The organism is Ruegeria sp. CDSB113 (assembly GCF_059611045.1).
On the sequence record NZ_JBXWOU010000001.1, the window covers coordinates 588,921 to 611,034 of the forward strand.

The 22,114-nt window shown below is 56.5% G+C and carries 22 protein-coding genes; 10 read left to right on the top strand and 12 right to left on the bottom strand.

Annotated features, from left to right (window positions below):
- Positions 1 to 32: 32 nt before the first annotated feature.
- Entirely contained in the window at positions 33 to 641 is a 609-nt protein-coding gene (locus AC2FIS_RS02965; protein ID WP_496771900.1) for an invasion associated locus B family protein, read from the bottom strand.
- A gap of 432 nt (positions 642 to 1,073) precedes the next feature.
- Between AC2FIS_RS02965 and AC2FIS_RS02970 the strand changes: the two genes are divergently transcribed.
- Positions 1,074 to 2,615, top strand: a complete 1,542-nt coding sequence (locus AC2FIS_RS02970) for a helicase HerA-like domain-containing protein (protein WP_496771901.1) — start codon at positions 1,074 to 1,076, stop codon at positions 2,613 to 2,615.
- A 42-nt stretch (positions 2,616 to 2,657) separates the two neighbouring features.
- Here AC2FIS_RS02970 and AC2FIS_RS02975 read toward each other — a convergent pair whose 3' ends face one another.
- The 9 genes from AC2FIS_RS02975 to AC2FIS_RS03015 all read right to left on the bottom strand — a co-directional run bounded on the left by AC2FIS_RS02975 (position 2,658) and on the right by AC2FIS_RS03015 (position 10,029).
- A complete protein-coding gene (locus AC2FIS_RS02975; RefSeq protein WP_282118418.1) occupies positions 2,658 to 2,909 on the bottom strand; it encodes a hypothetical protein in 252 nt (83 codons plus the stop codon).
- A gap of 185 nt (positions 2,910 to 3,094) precedes the next feature.
- Positions 3,095 to 4,408, bottom strand: a complete 1,314-nt coding sequence (locus AC2FIS_RS02980; RefSeq protein WP_496771902.1) for a branched-chain amino acid ABC transporter permease — start codon at positions 4,406 to 4,408, stop codon at positions 3,095 to 3,097.
- Positions 4,405 to 5,415 (bottom strand): branched-chain amino acid ABC transporter permease, encoded by a 1,011-nt coding sequence (locus AC2FIS_RS02985; protein ID WP_058271609.1) that lies wholly within the window; start codon positions 5,413 to 5,415, stop codon positions 4,405 to 4,407. Before AC2FIS_RS02985 ends, AC2FIS_RS02980 begins: the two co-directional genes overlap by 4 nt.
- A 116-nt stretch (positions 5,416 to 5,531) precedes the next feature.
- The gene (locus AC2FIS_RS02990; protein WP_496771903.1) at positions 5,532 to 5,885 is read right to left on the bottom strand and encodes a hypothetical protein; all 354 of its coding nucleotides are present in this window, start codon (positions 5,883 to 5,885) and stop codon (positions 5,532 to 5,534) included.
- 222 nt (positions 5,886 to 6,107) lie between these two features.
- A complete protein-coding gene (locus AC2FIS_RS02995; RefSeq protein ID WP_058271611.1) occupies positions 6,108 to 6,431 on the bottom strand; it encodes a hypothetical protein in 324 nt (107 codons plus the stop codon).
- A 248-nt stretch (positions 6,432 to 6,679) separates the two neighbouring features.
- Entirely contained in the window at positions 6,680 to 7,123 is a 444-nt protein-coding gene (locus AC2FIS_RS03000; RefSeq protein WP_496771904.1) for a hypothetical protein, read from the bottom strand.
- Positions 7,116 to 7,829, bottom strand: coding sequence for an ABC transporter ATP-binding protein (locus AC2FIS_RS03005; protein ID WP_496771905.1), 714 nt, complete (start codon positions 7,827 to 7,829; stop codon positions 7,116 to 7,118). The genes AC2FIS_RS03000 and AC2FIS_RS03005 overlap by 8 nt, the downstream gene beginning before the upstream one ends.
- Before the next feature lie 99 nt (positions 7,830 to 7,928).
- Positions 7,929 to 8,717: an ABC transporter ATP-binding protein gene (locus AC2FIS_RS03010; protein WP_496771906.1), complete on the bottom strand. Its 789-nt coding sequence runs from the start codon at positions 8,715 to 8,717 to the stop codon at positions 7,929 to 7,931.
- Between the two features lie 130 nt (positions 8,718 to 8,847).
- Positions 8,848 to 10,029, bottom strand: coding sequence for an ABC transporter substrate-binding protein (locus AC2FIS_RS03015; protein ID WP_496771907.1), 1,182 nt, complete (start codon positions 10,027 to 10,029; stop codon positions 8,848 to 8,850).
- A gap of 153 nt (positions 10,030 to 10,182) precedes the next feature.
- Between AC2FIS_RS03015 and AC2FIS_RS03020 the strand changes: the two genes are divergently transcribed.
- Positions 10,183 to 11,277 carry a PQQ-dependent sugar dehydrogenase gene (locus AC2FIS_RS03020; protein ID WP_496771908.1) on the top strand — a complete coding sequence of 365 codons (1,095 nt, stop codon included), beginning with the start codon at positions 10,183 to 10,185 and terminating at the stop codon, positions 11,275 to 11,277.
- Between the two features lie 7 nt (positions 11,278 to 11,284).
- Here the strand turns inward: AC2FIS_RS03020 and AC2FIS_RS03025 are convergent, their stop codons facing one another.
- Entirely contained in the window at positions 11,285 to 12,289 is a 1,005-nt protein-coding gene (locus AC2FIS_RS03025; RefSeq protein WP_496771909.1) for a GlxA family transcriptional regulator, read from the bottom strand.
- A 169-nt stretch (positions 12,290 to 12,458) separates the two neighbouring features.
- Between AC2FIS_RS03025 and AC2FIS_RS03030 the strand changes: the two genes are divergently transcribed.
- Entirely contained in the window at positions 12,459 to 13,829 is a 1,371-nt protein-coding gene (locus AC2FIS_RS03030) for a class II 3-deoxy-7-phosphoheptulonate synthase (RefSeq protein ID WP_496771910.1), read from the top strand.
- A gap of 61 nt (positions 13,830 to 13,890) precedes the next feature.
- Here AC2FIS_RS03030 and AC2FIS_RS03035 read toward each other — a convergent pair whose 3' ends face one another.
- On the bottom strand, positions 13,891 to 14,565 hold the full coding sequence (locus AC2FIS_RS03035) for a PAS domain-containing protein (protein WP_108859075.1): 675 nt from the start codon (positions 14,563 to 14,565) through the stop codon (positions 13,891 to 13,893).
- Between the two features lie 244 nt (positions 14,566 to 14,809).
- Here AC2FIS_RS03035 and AC2FIS_RS03040 point away from each other — a divergent pair, with 244 nt between their 5' ends.
- From AC2FIS_RS03040 to pstA, 7 genes are all read left to right on the top strand, one after another.
- Positions 14,810 to 15,700, top strand: a complete 891-nt coding sequence (locus tag AC2FIS_RS03040; protein ID WP_496771911.1) for a YicC/YloC family endoribonuclease — start codon at positions 14,810 to 14,812, stop codon at positions 15,698 to 15,700.
- A 16-nt stretch (positions 15,701 to 15,716) separates the two neighbouring features.
- The gene (gene gmk / locus AC2FIS_RS03045) at positions 15,717 to 16,358 is read left to right on the top strand and encodes a guanylate kinase (RefSeq protein WP_496771912.1); all 642 of its coding nucleotides are present in this window, start codon (positions 15,717 to 15,719) and stop codon (positions 16,356 to 16,358) included.
- Positions 16,355 to 16,879 carry a gamma carbonic anhydrase family protein gene (locus AC2FIS_RS03050; protein WP_496754046.1) on the top strand — a complete coding sequence of 175 codons (525 nt, stop codon included), beginning with the start codon at positions 16,355 to 16,357 and terminating at the stop codon, positions 16,877 to 16,879. Before gmk ends, AC2FIS_RS03050 begins: the two co-directional genes overlap by 4 nt.
- 31 nt (positions 16,880 to 16,910) lie before the next feature.
- Positions 16,911 to 17,981 (top strand): ATP-binding protein, encoded by a 1,071-nt coding sequence (locus AC2FIS_RS03055; protein WP_496771913.1) that lies wholly within the window; start codon positions 16,911 to 16,913, stop codon positions 17,979 to 17,981.
- Positions 17,982 to 18,149: 168 nt separating this feature from the next.
- Positions 18,150 to 19,190 (top strand): substrate-binding domain-containing protein, encoded by a 1,041-nt coding sequence (locus AC2FIS_RS03060; protein WP_496721814.1) that lies wholly within the window; start codon positions 18,150 to 18,152, stop codon positions 19,188 to 19,190.
- An 82-nt stretch (positions 19,191 to 19,272) separates the two neighbouring features.
- Positions 19,273 to 20,745 (top strand): phosphate ABC transporter permease subunit PstC, encoded by a 1,473-nt coding sequence (gene pstC, locus AC2FIS_RS03065; RefSeq protein WP_496771914.1) that lies wholly within the window; start codon positions 19,273 to 19,275, stop codon positions 20,743 to 20,745.
- Positions 20,742 to 22,103: a phosphate ABC transporter permease PstA gene (gene pstA, locus AC2FIS_RS03070; RefSeq protein ID WP_496771915.1), complete on the top strand. Its 1,362-nt coding sequence runs from the start codon at positions 20,742 to 20,744 to the stop codon at positions 22,101 to 22,103. Before pstC ends, pstA begins: the two co-directional genes overlap by 4 nt.
- The last annotated feature ends 11 nt before the right edge of the window (positions 22,104 to 22,114 follow it).

A 22,114-nucleotide genomic window follows, 5' to 3' on the forward strand; every position in this document is an offset into this window, starting at 1 on the left:
AAATCCCGGCGGCTTCTTTGTTGAGCGAAACCTCAGTTCTGAAGAACTTTCAAGCCTTCAAAACCTGCTGTGAAGCCCGATAGCGATACTTCCAGTTGCAGCAGTTGGTTTGGTGCGAGAACCGACACAAGCGACAAAGTCGCTTTGGTTCCGACCTTCATTGCGTCCACGTCGCCCTCGGTAAAGCCCATCTGCGCGACACAACCAACGGGGTTACAGTGGTGGTAGTCGTAGCGCTTGCCCGGAGCACCATCGATCGAAAACGCCAGCTGCGCCTGTAGCATCGTTTCCAGCGGGACAACCACAGTTGCTCCGGCAACCGCAGCCACGCCTTCGGGCAGTTTTTCCAAAGTGATTTCCGCGATCGGCTGGCCTTGCTCGCCGGTCAGAATCTGACGCATCGCGCAGGGGTCCTCGTCGGCATCGGTCTTGATGCACAGGATCGCCCAGTCGCCTTTTTCTTCCTTGACGTATTGTTCGCCGTTACGCGGACCGGTTTCACCCAGGTCCAGATCGCTGCCGACCTCGGTTTGCGAGGTCTGGGGTTGCTGTTCGGTTTCCTGCGTCGTTTCCTGTGCGTACGCGGCCCCGCACCATAAGGCAGCGGTCACCAGGCTGACGGATAGGGTGTTCTTGATCATGATTGCCTCGGTCGTATGTTGGACTTTTTCATTCGTCTATCACCCTTGCCGGACACTGTCAGGGGCTAAGGTGGGTCATTACAACATGTGAACGGTTTTTCGCCGGGTTATCGGAAATCTGACGCGACGACAAAAAGAACAAAGGGAGCCGGTGGAGCGGCTCCCTTCTAATAATTTTCTCCCCGTCGGACTGGCCGACTTATTTATGCGCAGACGTTACGAAAGGCAGGGGCATCGGTCAACTGAAAACCTGAAATTTTAATGTAACGGCCATGATTTGTGAAAAAAACCGCGCCCGAGGGCGCGGTCAGTCGACAGGGAGGAAATATGCCGCCCCGTAACCTTAGCCACGAGTGCAGCAATTAGACTTTCGCAGTTAAAGGTTAACTTTGTATGCTGGCCGCAGATCGGTGGAAATAAGGCCTTACATTCATGGACCAAAACATATTCTTGGGCGGCGGTGGCAACGACTACGGCCAGCCGCAGTCGCTGACGCTGAAATATGCCAACCGCCACGGCATGATCGCAGGGGCGACGGGAACAGGTAAAACGGTGACACTGCAAATTCTGGCCGAGGGGTTTTCCCAGGCCGGTGTTCCGGTATTCCTGTCTGACGTCAAAGGGGACCTGTCCGGTCTGGCCAAGGCGGGGAGCGAAGGCAACAAGCTTCACCAGGCATTTCAGGATCGCGCCCAGCGGATCGGATTTGCCGATTATACGTATGGCGCGTGCCCGGTTACGTTCTGGGATCTGTTCGGGCAACAGGGACATCCCGTTCGTACAACAGTAACCGAGATGGGACCTCTGCTGCTGTCGCGCCTGATGGATCTGAGCGAAGCACAAGAGGGCATTCTGAACATCGCGTTCCGGGTGGCAGACGAAGAAGGCTTACCGCTACTAGACCTCAAAGACCTTCAGTCCTTGCTGGTCTGGATTGGGGAAAATAGGGCTCAGTTGTCTTTGCGCTATGGCAATGTCTCAACCGCTTCGATCGGGGCCATTCAACGCCGCCTGCTGGTACTGGAAAACCAGGGCGGCACCAAACTGTTTGGTGAACCCGCGCTGGAATTGGCCGATCTTATGCGCGTTGATGAAAACGGGCAGGGCGTCGTGAACATCCTTGCTGCCGACAAGCTGATGGGGTCACCGCGTCTGTACGCAACATTCCTGCTGTGGCTGCTAAGCGAGCTGTTCGAAGAACTGCCCGAAGTTGGCGACCCGGACAAACCCAAACTGGTGTTCTTCTTCGACGAAGCGCATTTGCTGTTCGATGATGCGCCCAAGGTTCTGGTGGACAAGGTCGAACAGGTCGCCCGCCTCATTCGCTCCAAGGGGGTGGGTGTCTATTTCGTCTCGCAGAATCCGGCGGACGTTCCGGAAGACATTCTTGGCCAGCTGGGCAACCGGGTGCAGCATGCCTTGCGCGCATTCACGGCGCGGGATCGCAAGAACCTGCGACTTGCAGCAGAAACCTATCGTGAAAACCCGGCCTTCGATACCGAAGAGGCGATCCGTGAAGTTGGTGTCGGTGAGGCCGTGACCTCGATGTTGCAGAAAAAAGGCGTGCCAGGGATCGTAGAACGCACTCTGATCCGCCCGCCTGGAACGCAACTGGGTCCAATCACCAAGGCCGAGCGGAAAGCGCTTATGGATGCGTCAGCGATGAAAGTGAAATACGGGCAGTTGAAGGACCGGAAATCTGCCTTTGAAATCCTTCAATCCCGCGCAGATGCAGCAGCGCAAGCAGCGGCAGAGGCCGAGGAACAGTTGGAAACCCAATCCACGGCCGAGCGTGAATTTGCGACAGCAAGACGCTATTCCGGCAGCCGGGTCGGGCGGTCATCCTCTCGCGTAATGCGTAAGAAAGACACGTTCGCAACCGCGATGAGCGAGGCCGTGATCAAGGAACTGAAAGGAACAACCGGACGCCGCATTGTTCGCGGCATTCTGGGCGGTTTGTTCAAAGCCAGATAAGGGTTGTGCCGGGCAGAAACCTTCTACCCGGCGCGCGTTCTGTTACTTCAGACGGCGCTGACCTTCTTGGCGGCAGTAAGCATCCGCCTCGGGAACCGACATCTTGGTTGCCGGGAAGTTGATCGCCCGATCCCAGGTCACACGGTCCTGACGATATAGCTGGCAGGTGACTTCGCCCTTGGGCGTCTGCACCTTGACCGGGGTGGATTCCAGATCTTCGGGTGAGGGAATACAACCGGCCAGCGTTACGAACAGCGGGACGATTAGGGCTATTTTAGTGAAGGAAGTATTCATGTGCACTCTTCTTATACTCGTATGTTTCCCGATTGATCGCGGGTCAAGCGTCAATTTAGCGTAAATAATGGCCAAAAAGACGGCTGCATCAAGGCGGTACTGGGATTCGTCTAATCCGTATACCCCACAAAATCAAGAAACCGCACCAGTCAGTTGGGTGTTTCAAGAATTGATGGATTGTGATCTTACTTTTCCGGAATCAGACCCCTTGGACTGAACCTGAGAACAATCAGCAGGATAAGGCCCATGGTGAACAGCCGCATATGCGCAGCGCTGTCGATCAAATGAGATTTGAGCGCGCTGCCATCCGGCATGCTGGATGTGATCAGGCTCATGAACCACAACCCCATTGGTTCGACCTGAACCCACAGGAACCAGATCAGGAATGCGCCCAGAACAGCACCGAAATTGTTGCCTGAACCGCCCACAATGACCATCACCCAGACAAGGAACGTAAACCGCAGCGGATTGTATGTGCCCGGCGTAAGTTGCCCGTCCAGAGTTGTCATCATCGCACCGGCGATGCCGCAGATGGCCGAGCCGAGCACGAAGATCTGGAGGTGGCGGCGGGTGACATCTTTGCCCATAGCCTCTGCCGCGACCTCATTGTCGCGGATGGCGCGCATCATGCGGCCCCACGGGCTTTTCAACGCCATTTGCGCCATCCACAGCAAAGCAAGCAGAACGATCATGAACAGCAGCGAATAGCCCAGTTTGACCGACAGCGTCGATGCGATGACGGGGTCCAACCCGAACCAATCGGCGCGCGCGACAAAGCTGGGATCGTTCTGCAGATCGACCTCGTAACCCACCACGGGGGCAGGGCGCGGGATGCCGTAGACATTCTTGACGCCCCGAGCCAGCCAATCCTCGTTCTTCATGATCGCAATGATGATCTCGGCAATGCCCAGCGTCGCGATCGCCAGATAGTCAGAGCGCAATCCAAGCGCCGTCTTTCCGATCAGCCACGCCGCACCAGCAGCCAACAAACCGCCCGCAGGCCAGGCCACAAGGACCGGCAGGTTCAAACCGCCGAGGTTGCCGGCAACTGCGGGTTCGATTGCTTCGACCCCTGCAACGCTTGGATCGAATACCGCGCGGTAGACAAAGAACCCAACAAGGAGAATGGCAATAGTCGTCAAGGTTTGTGCACGTCCCTTGGGCATCCGAGTCGCCACCAACACGGCCGCCACAACGGTTGCTGCCCCCAAAAGCAATGCCAGAAAAATGCCATAACCACCCGAGGACCATGCTCCGGGGGTCGGCGGGGTCGATACCAGCACAACAGCCAGACCACCCAGTGCGACAAAGCCCATGACGCCGACGTTAAAGAGGCCGGCAAATCCCCATTGCAGGTTCACCCCAATCGCCATGATGGCCGAGATCAACCCCATGTTCAGGATCAGGATTGCCGCGTTCCAGCTTTGTGTGAAACCAGTCAGCAGGATCAAACCACCAACGACAATGAAAAGCAGCGTGTTTTTGACGGACTCGGTCATACCGCTTTCCCCTTAAACAGGCCGGTAGGCTTGAACAGAAGCACGATCAGCAGGATGGCAAAGCTGACGGCGAATTTGTAATCGGTGGAAAGGAACTGCACCAATCCCGAAGGCGCCAGACTTTCTGGCGCGACGTAAGTCAGCACCTTTTTCCACGCATAAGTTACGGTGACCTCAGAGAAAGCGATAATGAACCCGCCCGCGATGGCGCCCAGCGGGTTGCCGAGACCGCCGACAATGGCCGAAGCGAAGATCGGAAGCAGAAGTTGGAAATAGACAAAAGGCTTAAAGCTTTTGTCCAAACCATAAAGAACACCAGCCGTGGTCGCCAATGCTGCCACGATAATCCAGGTGATCATCACAACACGCTCGGGGTTGATGCCTGAAAGCAGCGCCAGATCCTCGTTATCCGAATAGGCCCGCATCGATTTGCCCGTGCGGGTCTTGTTGAGGAACCAGAACAGCAGCGCCACCGCAATAACGGCAACTACCAGAGTGATGCCCTGAGAGGTCTTGATCGCAAGCCCTTCACGCAATCCGGTCATCGCCTTAAAATCACGGGCGGATATAATGAAGCGCGCGCCGTCTGAAAACCTTTGGTCATCCGGCCCGATGATAAAGCGAACAAGCCCGTTCATGATGAACATGACACCCATCGAGACGATCACAAGGATCACCGGTTTGGCCTTTTGCTCCCGATAGAACCGATAGACCAACCGGTCGGTTATCAGAACAAGAACGATACAGCCCAGGATCGCGAAGGGCAGGGCCAACAGTGCGGTGGGTAGCGGTCCGAAACTCACTCCGGCGGCTTGCAGGCCCCAGGTGACCAGCACGGCAATCATCGCGCCGAAGGCCATCGTGTCGCCATGGGCAAAATTCGAAAACCGCAGGATTCCGTAGATGAGCGTGACCCCCAGCGCCCCCAGAGCCAACTGGCTGCCGTAAGCAACCGCAGGCACGATCACAAAGTTCGAAAGCGCAACAAGCGCGTTTAGTAAGTCCATCAATTCTTCTCACTGTCCGGGTGCGGCTTTATGGCACGACGCTTATGTCAGACACAACAATTTGCGCTCCCTTTTTTGGGCTGAAAGGGCCGGAATGTGAGAGAGTTATCGCTTTGTCAGCTTACGGGGTCATCGCAAATGCCACGGTCGTTCGCAGTGTGCTGCCCCTTGATGGACATGTCATAGTTTAGGTCGTCGAAATCGACGACAAAAGTGACCACGTCTTTGTCCATGATGTGGAGAAACGTCAGCGAGTCAACACCCGGTAGAATCTTGGCTTCACCCCGAATTGTGTCCGTTACGATGAAGCCGGTATCAGTCGCACCCGAACGGGCCAGGGTAACGCTACTACCATCGGTGTCCGAGACGCAGGTCACGACAAAATCAGCGCCGTCTAGCGGTCCGGAACCAGCTGCCAAACCAAATGAGGGGGCGAGAAGGGCGAGTGTCAGTGCAGTCAGATTTTTCATGGTGTCCCTTAGTGGTTTGCTCCGCCTTCCAGATTGGGGTTTCTGCTGGAATGCGGGTGGTTGAGAATGAAGAGCGAACGGAGATCCGCGACGCCCTCATCTGACCTAGACAATATCATTCGGAAAAAAAGAGGAGTGAGCATGTGCTCACATCCTCTTGATATTTCTTGAGATATTAACCTTGATAGCCCCGATTTGTTTCGGGGCTCTCTGAGAGAGCACTTAGACTTCTTTACATGTCCCGTGATCGGTGCCGGCATGTGGGCCTTTGACTGAAAGATCATAAGACATGTCGTCATAGTGGACGACAAAGGTCATGACATCTTCGCCTTCGATATAGACAAACGTCATGTTGCCAACGCCTTTAAGCACCATGGCATCGCCGGAAATGTTCGCAGTTTCGATGTTGCCCTTGTCTCCTTCCGGTGCCCTGTTGAGGCGCACTTCGCTACCGTCGCGGTCTGAGACGCAGACAAAGTGGCGCTCTTCCGCCGTTGCGGCAGTTGCGCACAAGGTGGCGACGGCCACGCACATCCATTTTTTCATTTATGGGTCCTGAATAGAGTTTTTCATTCAGAAGGTTCGCTTGATTTCACGGAGCTAACTTTGGTTGACCGGGAAACCGTTTCCTTCACAAAGCCCGGCGCTAAACGCACAATGTGACCGGATTGCAGCCGAGGCGTGGAAATCTTGGGATGGTCGGAGAATTTCGGGAAACTTCGGGTATTGATTTCAGACAATTTCGGGAACAAGGATGACGTTGGAGAGCGCCATAATGGCATTGAGGAACTCCATTAAAACTCCAGTCCGCATTTTCCGGAGAATGCGCGTCTTGCTTGGCCTGCTTGCGCATAATCGACATAGCGCATTGGCAGAGTAAGAAGTGTCACTGCCACTTCGGTGTCTGAGGTCTTCGTCACATACATGTTTATGTGTTTGTCGTCCTGTGTCCGAGATGCGGTCAGATAGTCGTTTTTCGCGGTGGCGGTCCACTCTTGTCCATTTGATAAACGGATTTTCGAAGTGATTTCACCTGCCCTTGCTATCTGATCCACAGAAAAGTCACCAAAATTGCTTTGAACAAGCTCTGGTGGAGTACCCAAAAGTTCGAGCGTGAGTTCAGCGCCCTCGCAGTCCTCCACATACGCGCAGGTTTCTTGCAAGGCGCAGGGAATTGAAAGCGCTGTACTGCCAATTGCGGTAAACGCGAGCGTCGCCACGGCCTTCAACTCACCCACCCAAGAAACTCTTTCGCACCTCAGGATCGGCCAACAGTTCCTTGCCTGTACCGGTATAAGCATTTCGACCTTGAACCAGAACGTAACCCTTGTCGGCAATCTCCAGGGCCTGACGAGCATTCTGCTCCACCATCAGGATTGGCAAACCAGTGCGGGAAACCTCGATGATCCGGTCGAACAGCTCGTCCATCACGATGGGCGACACACCAGCGGTCGGCTCGTCCAACATTAGCACTTTGGGCTGTGTCATCAGGGCTCGGCCAACAGCGACCTGCTGACGTTGGCCGCCCGACAGCTCTCCGGCCGCTTGATTTCGCTTGTCGCGCAAGATGGGAAAGAGGTCATAGACCTGTTCCATCGTCTGGCTGATGTCGTCGCGGCGGATGAAGGCGCCCATCTCAAGGTTTTCTTCAACTGTCATCGAGGTGAAGATGTTTGAGGTTTGCGGCACAAACCCCATCCCGCGGATCACACGGTCCTGCGGGGTGAGATTGGTGATATCTTCGCCATCAAGCCGGACAGATCCCGACCGGACATCCAACATTCCGAAAACGGCCTTCATCGCAGTAGATTTACCTGCGCCATTGGGGCCAACGATCACCGCGATCTGACCTTTATCCACAGCGATGGTGCACTCATGCAAAATGTCCGGCCCTTTGCCATAACCACCGGTCATGGTGTCACCGATCAGAAACGGCTCAGCCATTCACAGGATCCTTCTTCATCTGGCCTAAAAATATCCCGGGGGTTTGGGGGCAGAGCCCCCATTCGCGCAAACTGAGTGCACTCACTCTCATCACATCGCTCATGCCCCGGCCTCCAGCTTGTCTTTGTTCTTCAGGCCAGTACCCAGATAGGCCTCGATCACGTGCTCATTGGCCTTGATCTCGTCCAGTGTACCCTCGGCCAGCACTTTCCCCTCGGCCATACAGATGACCGGGTCACAGATCTTGCCGATGAAATCCATGTCGTGTTCGATAACGACAAAAGTATAACCGCGTTCTCTGTTCAGGCGCAGGATCGTGTCGGCGATGGTCATCAGCAGGGTGCGGTTCACACCTGCGCCGACCTCGTCCAGAAACACGATCTTTGCGTCAACCATCATGGTGCGGCCGAGTTCCATCAGTTTCTTCTGACCGCCCGAGACCTGACCCGCCTTGTGGTCGGCCAGATGTTCGATGGTCAGAAACTCCAGAACCTCATCCGCTTTAGCCTTTAAGGCACGTTCTTCGTCGGCGATGCGCTTGCGACCAAACCAGGTGTTCCACAGCGATTCACCTGATTGCGCGCCGGGCACCATCATCAGATTCTCGCGGCAGGACATCGAAGAGAACTCATGCGCGATCTGGAAGGTGCGCAGCAAACCTTTGTGAAACAGGTCATGCGGAGGCAGGCCGGTGATTTCTTCGCCGTCCATGTACACCCTGCCGCTGGTCGGCGGCAAAACGCCCGCGATCACGTTGAACAGGGTGGTCTTTCCCGCCCCGTTTGGCCCGATCAGGCCGGTAATCGAACCCTTTTGGATTTCCAGCGACGCCCCATCCACCGCGTGAAACCCGCCGAAATGCTTGTGCACGTCCTCGACGACGATCATGTTTTCCCCCAGCCACCGTTGTCGGTGTTTCTGCTTCCCCGTCCTTCAAAGAAGAGGTGCGGCCTTTTTTCATTGAAACAGCCCGGACACAAGGCCCGGGCTGCTTGATTTTATGACGATTGAGGCAAGATCAACGGAACTTGACGGTCTCGTTCTTCCCGTCGATTACCTCGATTTCGCGATACGAACCCGCGCTTTCACCGGGGCCGATCAGCTCAACGCCCGATGCGCCGACATAGTCGATCTCCTGACCTGCGGCCAGCAGTTCCAGACCTTTGGCCAGCTCACCGGGATAGATTTTCTCACCCGGAGCGTTGGCGACGTCCATGATCTTGGCGCCGTATTCAGCTGGGTTGGTCGAGCCTGCCGCCTGCATCGCCAGCATGAACAGCGCGGCTGCATCATAGGATTCAGGCGAGTAGGGCGAAGATCCGTCAAATCCCGCGGCTTCGGCCATGGCAAAGTACTTTTCAGCCCCTTCGCCGCCGGAACCTGCGATCTGACCGAACGAACCGTTCAGATCCGGGCCCACGTTTTCAGGCAGCGAGTCGCCGATCATGCCACCTGGCAGACCGAACGTGTCAAACGCGCCGCTGTCCAGCGAGGACTGGATGATGCCCAGACCGCCCTGGTCCAGATAGCCGGCAACGACCAGAATGTCCCCGCCAGCCGAGGCCAGCGCGCCAACTTCAGCCGAATAGTCAGCCTTGCCATCTTCGTGGGCGGCTACGATGGTGATTTCGCCACCGGCAGCTTCGAACGACGACTGGATCGCGTCGGCCAGACCTTTACCAAAATCGTTGTTGGTATAGGTCAGAGCGATCGAGTTGATACCCCGGTCTTTCAGGATATCGGCCATGATCTGACCTTCACGCGCATCCGACGGGGCGGTGCGGAAGAACAGACCATTGTCTTCCATGGTCGAAAGGCCCGGAGACGTCGCCGACGGCGAGATCATGACCATGCCATTCGGGATCGCAACGTTTTGCAGGATCGCGCCGGTCACGCCCGAGCAGTCGCCGCCGACAATACCGGCAACGCCGTCCGCGATCATGCGTTCGCCGTTCGATGTCGCCAGACCGTTGTCGATACAGCCGGTGTCAGCGCGCGAAGCGGTGACTTTTGAGCCGTCCAGCAGTTTGCCGGATTCGGTGACTTCGGCCATCGCCATTTCGGCGCCTGAACCCATTGCCGGTGCCAGCGATTCAATCGGGCCGGTAAAGCCGAACAGAACGCCCAAAGTGACGTCTTCGGCCAGGGCCGGACCGGCCAGCAAAGCGGATGCTGCAGTTGCAGTAAGCAGCTTTTTCATATGGTTACTCCCTAATTGGAACGTATTCGTTCTGGGCAAGACCCTAGGCAAGCTGTCTGGAAAAGAAAAGTCCTAACGCAAATGTGTTTTTACCAAGAATAAACCTATTTGTTTTGATGAGTTTGTCACGTTTTGCCAGAGTTGGAGATTCTCATGATTAGGGCTGCCGCGATTCTGGTTCTGTCGGTTTTTGCCGGCCCCATCAGCGCCGATACCCTTCAAACCTCAGCCGGGACGGTTCAGGTCACGGCGATGGTCACCGGGTTGGATGCACCTTGGGCCATCGGATTACTGCCCGGGGGCGGCACATTGGTGACCGAACGGGACGGCGAGCTTTTGTTTGTCTCGCAAGGCGAGGTCAAACGCATTGCCGGGGTGCCCAAGGTGGCTGCGAACGGGCAGGGCGGGTTGCTCGATATCACCGTGGCACGGGATTTTGCACAGACCCGCGAAGTGTTTCTCACCTTCTCCAAGCCCCAAAGCGGCGGGGCGGGAACGGCCGTGGCCGTGGCGCGCCTGTCGGAAAACGGGGGCCGTTTGGACAACGTGCGGATCGTTTTCGAAGCGGTTCCCGGAGGTTCGACCAGCCGACACTTTGGCTCGCGCGTGGTCGAGGCGCAGGACGGAACGCTGTTCGTGACAATAGGCGATCGCGGCGACCGCCCGTCAGCGCAGGACAGGTCAAACCACATGGGGACCGTCATTCGTATCAATCGGGATGGTTCGGTGCCCGCCGACAATCCTTTTGTCGGGCAAGCCGGTATTCGACCCGAGATTTGGTCATTTGGTCATCGCAACCCGCAGGGCGCTGGGTTGGACAGGCAAGGACGCTTGTGGATTTCAGAGCATGGCGCGCAGGGCGGGGATGAAGTGAACCTGATCCAACCGGGGCGGAATTTCGGCTGGCCGGTGATATCCTATGGCGTCCATTATTCGGGGCAGAAGATCGGTGAGGGCACTTCGAAACCCGGTATGGAACAGCCTGAACTCTATTGGGATCCGTCCATCGCCCCGTCCGGTTTGCTGGTCTATTCCGGCAAGCTATGGCCAGAGTGGCGGGGCGATATCTTTGTCGGTTCGCTCAAGTTTGACTACATCTTGCGCCTTGAAGGAACACCGCTGCGCGAGGTCGAACAGATCAAAGGGCCGGAAACCGAGCGTGTTCGGGACATCGTCGAAGCCCCGGATGGGGCGATCTGGTTCATTTCGGTGGGACAGGGAGCCATCTATCGCATGACCCCCAAATAGGCGCGGATCAGACCGAAAGCCGCCCGCTTTGAGCACCACGCTCACGGTAAGGCGTAGTGTTGTAATGGGCCCGGTAGCATTTTGAGAAATGGCTTGGCGAGGCAAAGCCGCAAGCCAGAGCCACGTTGATCACGCTCATATCTGTCTGCATCAGCAGGTTGCGCGCTTTGTGTAGGCGCAGTTCCATATAGTATCGCTTGGGCGAGCGGCTGAGGTAACGACGGAACAGGCGTTCCAGCTGGCGCGTGGACATGCCGACATCCTTGGCCAGAATCGAGGGTGAGATCGGCTCTTCGATGTTCTTTTCCATCATCAGGATGACCTGGCTCAACTTTGGATGACGCACACCAATTCGGGTTGGCGTCGACAGGCGCTGCGTATCCTGGTCGGTGCGGATCGAGGAATAGATCATCTGATCCGCCACGGCGTTCGCAAGATCCTCACCATAATCATCCGCAATGATCTTGAGCATCAGGTCAATAGAAGACGTGCCGCCCGCAGTCGTCATCCGATTACCGTCGATCTGGAAAACCGATTTGGTAAGCTCGACCACGTCGAACTCTTCGATAAAACTGTCCGAATTCTCCCAGTGGATCGTGGCGCGTTTGCCGTCCAGCAACCCGGCTTTGGCCAACGTAAAGGCTGCTGTACACAGACCGCCGATGCGCAAACCGCGCCGCGCTTCACGGCGGACCCAGTTCAGCACTTTCTTTGTTGTCGCCAGTTGCACGTCGACGCCGCCGCAGATCAAGACCACGTCATCGCGTTGCAGTTCGACCAAGTCGGTTTCAACGCTAAAGGTGGTTCCGGCAGAACAGCTGACCGTATCACCACCTTCACCAGCCAGGGTCCATGTGTAGAGTTCTTTGTCTGCCATGCGGTTGGCAATCCGCAGGCTGTCCAGTGCCGAGGCAAAAGACAGCAGGGAAAACTTGTCCAAAAGGACAAATACGAAATGCCGAGGATTGGCCTCAGCGCCTTCCACTGTGACAACTTGGCGTTGCTCTTGCATGGCTTGGTGTCCTTGATTCGGCGCGTTGTTACGTCGCGTCCGGCGTCGTTGTTGCCAGCCACCATGATCAAAGGTTGTTTCCCCCGTCAAGAGGCGCAAAAGGGATATGGTCAGTCTTCAATGCATTTTGTATAGAGACGACCTGACTACTTCAGCGGAGATCAAAGCTATGACCGAATGGCAAAAAACGAACTGGCGCAACAAGCCCCGGGTTCAGATGCCAGACTATATCGATGCGGCCGCGTTGGCCAAAGTCGAGGCTCAGCTTTCGCAGTATCCCCCATTGGTCTTTGCCGGCGAAGCACGGCGTCTCAAGCAACATCTGGGTGCGGCCGGTCGCGGCGAGGCTTTCCTGTTGCAGGGCGGGGATTGTGCTGAAAGCTTTGAACAATTCAGCGCGGATGCAATTCGTGACACCTTTAAGGTGATGCTGCAGATGGCGATGGTACTGACCTATGGTGCCAAAGTGCCCGTGGTCAAAGTGGGCCGCATGGCGGGCCAGTTTGCCAAGCCGCGCAGCGCGCCGACTGAGGTTTTGGGAGGTGTTGAGCTGCCCAGCTATCGCGGTGACATCATCAACGAACTGGCATTCACCCCCGAAGCCCGCATCCCGAATCCTGGAAAAATGCTGCAGGCCTACACGCAGGCTGCCGCTACTCTGAACCTGTTGCGCGCATTTTCGACCGGCGGATTCGCCGATATGAGCATGGTGCATTCGTGGACACTGGGTTTCACGGATGAACAGGACGTTCAGAAATACTCGGAACTCGCCGACCGTATTCAGGACACGATAGATTTTATGAATGCGGCTGGATTCACAGCGGAGACTTCGCATGAGTTTTCGACCGTGGAATTCTACACAAGTCATGAAGGCCTGTTGCTTGAATATGAAGAATCGCTGACCCGTCTCGATTCGACGTCTGGCAACTGGTTGGCAGGGTCCGGCCACATGATCTGGATCGGCGATCGCACGCGTCAGCCAGACGGTGCGCATGTCGAATTCTGCAGCGGTGTATTGAACCCGATTGGTCTGAAATGTGGCCCGACCACGACAGCCGAGGACCTCAAGGTTCTGATGGCCAAGCTGAACCCGCAAAACGAAGAGGGCCGTCTGACCCTGATCGCCCGATTTGGAGCTGGCAACGTAGGTGAGCACCTGCCGCGTCTGGTCAAGGCCGTGAAGGAAGAGGGTGCCAACGTCACCTGGGTTTGCGACCCGATGCATGGCAATACCATCAAGTCGGCAACCGGGTACAAAACCCGTCCGTTCGACTCGGTCCTGCGTGAGGTACGTGACTTCTTTGGCGTTCATCAGGCCGAAGGCACGGTTCCCGGCGGTGTGCATTTCGAGATGACCGGTCTGGACGTCACCGAATGCACTGGTGGCGTGCGCGCGGTGACCGAAGAGGACCTGTCAGATCGTTACCACACAGCGTGCGATCCACGCCTGAACGCATCGCAGTCCTTGGAACTGGCATTCCTGGTCGCAGAAGAACTGACCAACCTGCGCCGCGACCGCAAGAACCGCGCAGCCGGTTAAGGTTATTGAAAATCAACGGAAAAGGCGGGCTGCAAGGGCCCGCCTTTTTTTTGTTTGCGACTTAGTCGTCGCGCGACACAACCAGCCTCAGATGGGCGCCGGGACGATCAAACCTTTGCTGATCTTCAGCGAAGCCCGCCTCAACCGTTTCCGACGGTTGTTGAGGAACCTGCACATCCGACACCGGGCGCAAGCTGGTTTCAGAGATTGTGAACCGTCGGGGTGTTGCACCGATTACGCCGTCGCTGACCATTACGCCCAGAATGCGGCTGACATCACCCAGATCACTTTTCAGCGGCAATAGAAGCATGCGGGCATGTAATTGAACACGCCCCAACCGGCCCGATGAACCCAGGGTCAGATTGGCAATAGCTGGCTGTGCAAATACCTGCTCCGACACGGTTTTGATCTGGTCTCGCGCGCCGGGCTCAAAGAAAGAGGTCAGCGGCATGCCGCGCACTTCCATCCCGGCCAGTTGGTTCAGATGCCTCCCGGCCAGACGGAACCGGGTAAGCCCGGGGGCGATGCGTTCCAGAACGAAAGTGTATTCCAAAATGTTCTCAAGCCCGCGCGGGTCGATGTGCGACCGCATGGGGACCCCGTCACCTGTCAAAAGTGCCGTCCAATACGCCTCGGCCTGCCGGATGGGCGAAAGGCTGCGCCCGCTGTCAAAACGATCCATAGCGACGATCTTTCCAAAACTTGACCCGAAACCGTTCCCGAAAAAGGTCTTCATCATTATCACCCTGGCGCCTATCGACCGTCATTTTCTTAAAATGCGAACTACTGGGGCCTCTATCCGAGACCGGTGTTCGCAGGTGTAAGACTGACGCAGGTTGATTCAATTTTGGAGTAAAACTTTAACGAATGGTTAACGACTGGCGGACAAAGGCAGAGTCAGCAAACTCTTGCCCTGTGCGCGCAGTTCGCATTAGGTGCGCCCAGCAAACTGAAAACAGGCAGCTATGGAAAGGGCAGGCATGATTAAATCCATGACGGGTTTCGCCTCGGGCAAAGGGGCGTTTGGGCCGCATAGCTGGACGTGGGAGTTGCGCAGCGTGAACGGCAAGGGGCTGGACATGCGCCTGCGTGTTCCTGATTGGTTGACCGGGCTTGAGGCTGCGTTGCGCGCCGCCCTGTCAAAAAAACTAAGCCGGGGCAATGTGACATTGTCCTTGCGCCTCAGCCGAGATGAGACGCAGGCAGACCTGGTCCTGAACGAAGCTGCGATGGTTGCCGTTCTTGAGGCTGTGGTGCGAACGCAGGAAATGGCCATTGCGCGGGACGTAACCCTTGGGCCCTCGACGGCCGCTGATCTGGTCTCGCTCAAGGGTATGTTGGATGCGGGCAGTGATGGGGATGACCCAGGCCCGTTGGTTGGCCAATTGACGACAGAGTTCAGTGACCTTTTGAGTGAATTCATAGAAATGCGCCAGTCTGAGGGGCGGGCGCTGGCAACTGTTCTGGATGATCAACTAGGCCAGGTTGCTTCATTGACGGTCCAGGCGGCAGAGCTGGCAGAGCAGCGCAAGGACAAGATGGCCGAGGCGCTGCGGGATAATCTGGCGCGGGTAATGGACAACGCGCAGGGGGCTGATCCGGACCGCGTTGCTCAGGAACTGGCGCTGATTGCCGTCAAGGCGGACATCACCGAAGAGATTGATCGCCTGAAAGCACATGTCGTGGCAGCCCGCGATCTGCTGGCGCAGGATGCGGCGGTCGGGCGCAAGCTGGATTTCCTAATGCAGGAGTTCAACCGTGAGGCTAATACTCTGTGCTCAAAGGCGCAAAGCGCGGATCTGACTGCTGTGGGTCTTGAGTTGAAGGCCGTAATAGATCAGATGCGCGAGCAAGTGCAGAACGTAGAATAACCACAGGAGCGCCCAAATGGCGGATCGACGCGGCCTATTAATTATTCTGTCCTCGCCTTCGGGGGCCGGTAAATCGACCTTGGCGAAACGGCTGATGCAGTGGGATTCTGAGCTGGAGTTTTCGGTCTCGGCCACCACCCGCGCGCCACGTTCGGGGGAGCAAGAAGGGCGCGAGTATTACTTCCTGAGTGAGGATGGGTTCCGGCAGCAAGTGTCTGAGGGGCAAATGCTGGAACATGCGCACGTGTTCGGGAATTTCTATGGCTCACCTGCGGGTCCGGTGCGCGAGTCCATTAACAATGGCAAAGACGTTCTGTTTGACGTGGACTGGCAGGGCGAGGTTCAAATCCGCAATTCGGATTTGGGCAAGCACGCTTTGTCTATCTTTATCCTGCCGCCGTCTATCCCCGAGCTGCGCCGCAGGCTGGAAAGCCGCGGTCAGGACAGTGAAGACGTGATCGCAAAACGAATGCTGAAAAGTTGGGATGAGATCAGCCACTGGGGCTATTATGACTATGTTCTGATCAATGACGATCTGGATGCTACCGAAGAGAAGCTGAAAACCATCGTCAGCGCCGAACGCATGCGCCGCATCCAGCAGCCCAGCCTACAGAACCATGTCCGCACGCTGCAAAACGAATTTGAGGGCTTGGCATGACCATTTACGCTTTGGGTGACCACGTGCCGCAAATCCATGAAGACACCTGGGTTGCGCCGGACGCAAACCTGATTGGGAAAGTCGTTCTGGAACAGGGTGCCTCGGTCTGGTTCGGCTGCACCATCCGCGCCGACCACGAAGAGATCAGGGTGGGCGAGGGCAGCAACGTCCAGGAAAACTGCGTCATGCATATCGACGCCGGGTATCCGCTGACCATTGGTAAGAACTGCACCATCGGACACAAGGTCATGCTGCATGGCTGCACGATCGGGGAAAACACGCTGATCGGGATGGGCGCGATTGTCCTGAATGGGGCGAAGATTGGAAAAAACTGCCTGATCGGTGCCGGCGCCCTGATTACGGAAGGCAAGGAGATACCCGATAACTCTCTGGTCATGGGGTCGCCGGGCAAAGTTGTGCGGGAACTGGATGAGGCTGCGGCGCAAAAAATCACCTTCAGTGCGCTGCATTATCAGCAGAACATGCGCCAGTTTCGCAAAACTTTGAAACCTGTGTCCTAGGTTGATTCCAAACGCATCAAGAGTGACGGAAATGCCAAACGACCTGCTTGCTGAAATTGTGTCGGCCATTCCGATGCCCACGCTTATGGTTGATCAGACCGAGCGCATCATAACGGCCAACACCGAAGCCAGAACAATGCTGGGTCAAAACATTGAAGGCCGTCATTTCGCGACGATCCTTCGGCAACCACAAGTTATCGACGCGATAGAGCAGAGCCTGCGCAGCAAGGGCTCGTCCAAAACGCGTCATTTGTCCAATGATGGTGCTCAAGACACCACTTTCGAAGTGCAATGCCGTTACATGAACGGTGTGGGCGCGGTGGATGGTGGTGCCGTGATGGTCGTTTTCCAGGACGTCACGCATCTGGAACAGGCCGGACAAATGAGACGCGACTTCGTGGCAAATGTCAGCCACGAACTGCGTACGCCTCTGACCGCTCTGATGGGATTCATAGAAACTTTGCGTGGTCCAGCGCGAGACGATGCAGCCGCCCGTGAGCGGTTTCTGCAGATCATGACCGACGAAGCCAATCGGATGAACCGGCTGGTCGGCGATCTGCTATCTTTGAACCGGGTCGAGAGCGAAGAGCGGGTTCGCCCCAGGGAGCAGCTTGATCTGACGGGCCTGCTGCAATCTACGCTGACAACGCTGCGTCCTCTGGCCGAGGCTGCAAATGTGGACCTGACACTGGATACGTCTTCGGGGCCAATCTCGGTGACGGGAGACAGCGACCAACTGCGCCAAGTGTTCACGAACCTGATCGAGAACGCCATCAAATATGGTGGCAGCGGCGGTAGTGTTGATGTGCGCATTCAGGCATCCGAGCGCGACACCGCCATGCGCGGCCCTGCGGTTCGGGTACAGATCGCAGACAAGGGCCCGGGAATTGATGCTGTGCATCTGCCGCGCCTGACTGAGCGATTCTATCGCGCCGATAGTCACAGATCCCGCGAGCTGGGCGGTACGGGGCTGGGCCTTGCGATTGTAAAACATATTGTAAACCGCCACAGGGGGCGGTTGCGGGTCGAAAGCGACCTGGGCAAAGGCTCTGTATTTACAGTGATTTTGCCGCGCCAATATTCTACCTCTGACGCAGGTTGATTTCAGACGCGCGCGGTATTCCGCGCCGACCAGTTAAGAAAACTTAAGAAAATCGTTACGTGTCATAAAACCGTTACGTACTTGTCACAAAAGGCTTACGCACGGCTTTTAGGAGTTCGCGCAGATCATCATGGGGTGATCACAATTTATCTTTTCAGGGAGACTGAAATGTCCTTTGTAAAACTGTCGGCTTCGGCGCTTACCATTGCTGCTGTATCGGCCACCGCGGCCGCCGCTCGTGATCAGGTTCAGGTTGCGGGTTCTTCAACCGTGTTGCCATACGCCTCGATTGTAGCAGAAGCCTTCGGTGAGAATTTTGACTTCCCGACACCGGTTGTTGAATCGGGTGGTTCCTCGGCAGGTCTGAAACGTTTCTGTGAAGGTGTTGGCGAAAACACCATCGACGTTGCGAACGCATCGCGCCAGATCCGTGAAAAAGAAATCAAAGCCTGCGCTGAAAACGGCGTGACCGACATCATCGAAGTTCAGATCGGTTATGACGGCATCGTCTTCGCATCCGACATCAACGGCAACTCGTTCGAGTTCACGCCGGAAGACTGGTACAAAGCCCTGTCCGCACAGATCGTTGTCGACGGTGAGCTGGTCAACAACCCGAACAAAACCTGGGCCGACGTGAACCCCGCGTTCCCGGCGCAGCCTATCGCAGCCTTCATCCCGGGCACCAAGCACGGCACACGTGAAGTGTTCGAGGACAAAGTGATCCTGGCGGGTTGTGAGCATCTGGGCGACTTCGACGTCTACAAGGCGGCCAATGGCGACGACAAGAAAGCTGCCGAGAAAGCCTGTATCGCTCTGCGTACAGACGGCGTTTCGGTCGACATTGACGGTGACTACACTGAAACTCTGGCGCGCATCGACAGCAACAAAGACGGCATCGGCGTCTTTGGTCTGGCGTTCTACGAGAACAACACCGACAAGCTGCAAGTCGCAACCATGTCTGACGTTGTTCCTTCGACCGAGTCGATTGCAACCGGCGAATATCCGGTTTCGCGTCCGCTGTTCTTCTACGTGAAGAAAGCCCATATCGGCGTGATCCCCGGCCTGAAAGAATACGCTGAGTTCTTCGTCGCTGACGAGATCGCAGGTCCTGACGGTCCGCTGGCAGAATACGGCCTGGTATCCGACCCTGAACTGGTCAATGTACAGGAAGCGGTTGCCAACGAAACCACGCTGGGCAGCGGTTCCTAATCACACATACGAACGGAACCGGGGCGGTTTTCCACGCCCCGGTTCTTTTTGACTCCATCTCTGCCATCCCCACGGAGTTCTCATGGCGTTATCCTGGCTGTTGCTTATCCTGCTTGCGCTGGCAGTGATCGGATTTTTTGCGGGTCGGTCCCGCGCTTTGGCAAGTGCGGGTGGTAACGTCCGCGATTTGCATTCTTTACCGTCTTACTACGGTTACAACGTTGCGTTGACGGCTCTGGTCCCCGCAGTTGGGGTGTTGATCGTCTGGCTTCTTGCCCAACCGATGATCGTAAACAGCACGGTATCCGGCCTTATTCCCGATCAGGCAGTGCCCGAAGGGTCGGATCGCGGCCTGATCATGAGCGAAGTGCGCCGTGTCGCCTACGGCCTGGACGGCGCTGTCGCCAGCGGTGCGATGACCGAAACTCAAGCCCGAAACGGCAATGCGGATATTGAAGCGCTGACTAAAACGCTGAAAGACGCAGGCCAGGTTCTGACGCAGGACGTCACGCAGCCGATTTTGATCGCAGCACAGAAGTTCCGCAGCATGACGTCCACAGGGACCGTTGCGATGCAGGTCGTGGTGTTGGCGTTGGCGCTGCTTGGTGCTGCTTTTGCCTATGTGCGTACGCACAAGGAATTTAGGGCCCGAAACGTGGTAGAGCAGGGGGTTCTGGCCCTGCTATTGCTGGCCGCGTCAATCGCGATCCTGACAACCATCGGCATTGTTCTGTCGATGCTGTTTGAGACGATGAACTTCTTTCAGCTGCATTCGTGGAAGGACTTCTTCTTCGGCAGCACATGGGCACCGAACTTCCGCGGTGGCAGTGAGCTGTCGATCCTGCCGTTGTTGTGGGGCACGCTGTACATTTCAGTGATCGCGCTGCTTGTGGCGGTCCCGATTGGGCTGTTTGCCGCGATCTATCTGTCCGAGTATGCCTCGGGTGTGACGCGGTCCATTGCCAAACCACTGCTGGAAATCCTCGCCGGTATTCCGACCATCGTTTACGGTCTGTTTGCTCTGCTGACTGTGGGTCCGGCGTTGGTGTCGATGTTCGGCGACGGTGGCATGCTGGGTGTGGGTTGGATGGCCAGCTCAAATGCGGTTCTGACTGCCGGGTTGGTTATGGGGATCATGCTGATCCCGTTTGTCTCGTCACTGTCGGACGACATTATCAACGCGGTGCCACAAACCATGCGCGACGGCTCGCTGGGTCTGGGTGCGACGCATTCGGAAACCGTGCGCAACGTGGTCCTACCGGCCGCGCTGCCCGGTATTGTCGGCGCGATCCTTCTTGCCGCAAGCCGCGCCATTGGTGAAACGATGATCGTTGTGATGGCCGCCGGTGCGATCGCCAAATTCTCGGGCAACCCGTTCGAGGCGATGACAACCATCACCACGCGGATTGTCAGCCAGCTGACCGGCGATACCGATTTTGCCAGCCCCGAAACGCTGGTGGCCTTTGCGCTGGGTCTGACCTTGTTCATCATCACACTGGGGCTGAACATCTTCGCCCTCTACATCGTACGCAAATACCGGGAGCAGTACGAATGACCGATATTTCCCAAACGCCTGACGCTGCTCCGACCGCGAAGCCCAAGGGTGGTTCGCTGTTCGAAAAGGATGCGCGCACGAAACGGCGCAATGCGGCTGAAAGCCGGTTCAAAATGTACGGCATCGCCGCCATTGGGATCGGCTTGCTGATGCTGATTGTGCTGGTGACCAATATCGTCACTGCCGGAACCGGCGCATTTCAGCAAAGCTTTCTTGAACTGAATGTCGAACTGAAGGCTGACAAGCTGGACAAGAAGGGCAACCGCAATATCGAGGATATCAAGAAGGTTTCGACCTTTGGCTATGCCCCTCTCATCGCGTCTGCGTTGGAAAGCGAAGTCGAAAAGCTGGGCATCCAAACAGACCTGAAACCCAAGGCAATGGGTAAGATCCTGTCTAAAGCAGCACAGGCCGAGTTGCGGAACTATGTGATCGCCAACCCAGATGAGATCGGCAATACCGTCAGCTTCCGCTTTTTGGTCAACAGCCGTGTCGATGGATACATGAAAGGCCGCGTGACCCGCGAGTCGATTGCCAACGACAAGAGCATTTCGGTCGAGCAGTTGGATTTCGTTGATCAGCTGCGCGATGCGGGCGTGCTGTATAAGGCGTTTAACCCCGATTTCATTCTCGGTGCAGATGCCTCTGACCAACGGCCCGAAGCGGCTGGGATCGGTGTCTCCATGTTGGGTTCATTGTTCATGATGTTGGTGGTTCTGGCGCTTGCCTTGCCCATCGGTGTGGCGGCTTCGATTTATCTTGAAGAATTCGCGCCACAGAACCGGCTGACCGACATCATCGAGGTCAACATCTCGAACCTGGCCGCGGTGCCATCGATCGTGTTCGGTATTTTGGGTCTGGCTGTGTTCATCAACTACATGCACCTCCCGACGTCAGCCCCGCTGGTGGGTGGTCTGGTGCTGACACTGATGACGCTGCCGACGATCATCATCTCGACCCGCGCATCGTTGAAGGCGGTTCCGCCGTCGATCCGTGATGCGGCGCTTGGGGTAGGGGCCTCGAAAATGCAGGCGGTGTTCCACCATGTTCTGCCGCTGGCCGCACCCGGTATTCTGACCGGTACCATCATTGGTCTGGCGCAGGCGTTGGGGGAAACCGCACCGCTGCTGCTGATCGGTATGGTGGGCTTTATCGCCTCAAACCCGCCCGACGGAATTGTTGCGGGTTTCCTGTCGCCCAACTCGGCCATGCCGGCGCAGATCTATGAATGGTCCAAGCGCGCCGACCCGGCCTTTTATGAACGTGCATGGGGGGGCATCATCATCCTGTTGATCTTCCTCGTTACAATGAACACCATTGCGGTACTTCTGCGCCGCCGCTTTGAACGCCGCTGGTAAATGGGGGCTAT

Bases quoted from the DNA above. Each gene is read 5' to 3' on its own strand.
- AC2FIS_RS03035 (WP_108859075.1), bottom strand. From the start codon at position 14,565: ATGAAGACCTTTTTCGGGAACGGTTTCGGGTCAAGTTTTGGAAAGATC.
- AC2FIS_RS02995 (WP_058271611.1), bottom strand. From the start codon at position 6,431: ATGAAAAAATGGATGTGCGTGGCCGTCGCCACCTTGTGCGCAACTGCC.
- AC2FIS_RS02985 (WP_058271609.1), bottom strand. From the start codon at position 5,415: ATGGACTTACTAAACGCGCTTGTTGCGCTTTCGAACTTTGTGATCGTG.
- pstC (WP_496771914.1), top strand. From the start codon at position 19,273: ATGGCGTTATCCTGGCTGTTGCTTATCCTGCTTGCGCTGGCAGTGATC.
- AC2FIS_RS02970 (WP_496771901.1), top strand. From the start codon at position 1,074: ATGGACCAAAACATATTCTTGGGCGGCGGTGGCAACGACTACGGCCAG.
- AC2FIS_RS03005 (WP_496771905.1), bottom strand. From the start codon at position 7,829: ATGGCTGAGCCGTTTCTGATCGGTGACACCATGACCGGTGGTTATGGC.
- AC2FIS_RS02990 (WP_496771903.1), bottom strand. From the start codon at position 5,885: ATGAAAAATCTGACTGCACTGACACTCGCCCTTCTCGCCCCCTCATTT.
- AC2FIS_RS03025 (WP_496771909.1), bottom strand. From the start codon at position 12,289: ATGCAAGAGCAACGCCAAGTTGTCACAGTGGAAGGCGCTGAGGCCAAT.
- AC2FIS_RS03020 (WP_496771908.1), top strand. From the start codon at position 10,183: ATGATTAGGGCTGCCGCGATTCTGGTTCTGTCGGTTTTTGCCGGCCCC.
- AC2FIS_RS03055 (WP_496771913.1), top strand. From the start codon at position 16,911: ATGCCAAACGACCTGCTTGCTGAAATTGTGTCGGCCATTCCGATGCCC.
- gmk (WP_496771912.1), top strand. From the start codon at position 15,717: ATGGCGGATCGACGCGGCCTATTAATTATTCTGTCCTCGCCTTCGGGG.
- AC2FIS_RS03015 (WP_496771907.1), bottom strand. From the start codon at position 10,029: ATGAAAAAGCTGCTTACTGCAACTGCAGCATCCGCTTTGCTGGCCGGT.
- AC2FIS_RS02965 (WP_496771900.1), bottom strand. From the start codon at position 641: ATGATCAAGAACACCCTATCCGTCAGCCTGGTGACCGCTGCCTTATGG.
- AC2FIS_RS03030 (WP_496771910.1), top strand. From the start codon at position 12,459: ATGACCGAATGGCAAAAAACGAACTGGCGCAACAAGCCCCGGGTTCAG.
- AC2FIS_RS02975 (WP_282118418.1), bottom strand. From the start codon at position 2,909: ATGAATACTTCCTTCACTAAAATAGCCCTAATCGTCCCGCTGTTCGTA.
- AC2FIS_RS02980 (WP_496771902.1), bottom strand. From the start codon at position 4,408: ATGACCGAGTCCGTCAAAAACACGCTGCTTTTCATTGTCGTTGGTGGT.
- AC2FIS_RS03010 (WP_496771906.1), bottom strand. From the start codon at position 8,717: ATGATCGTCGTCGAGGACGTGCACAAGCATTTCGGCGGGTTTCACGCG.
- pstA (WP_496771915.1), top strand. From the start codon at position 20,742: ATGACCGATATTTCCCAAACGCCTGACGCTGCTCCGACCGCGAAGCCC.
- AC2FIS_RS03050 (WP_496754046.1), top strand. From the start codon at position 16,355: ATGACCATTTACGCTTTGGGTGACCACGTGCCGCAAATCCATGAAGAC.
- AC2FIS_RS03040 (WP_496771911.1), top strand. From the start codon at position 14,810: ATGATTAAATCCATGACGGGTTTCGCCTCGGGCAAAGGGGCGTTTGGG.
- AC2FIS_RS03060 (WP_496721814.1), top strand. From the start codon at position 18,150: ATGTCCTTTGTAAAACTGTCGGCTTCGGCGCTTACCATTGCTGCTGTA.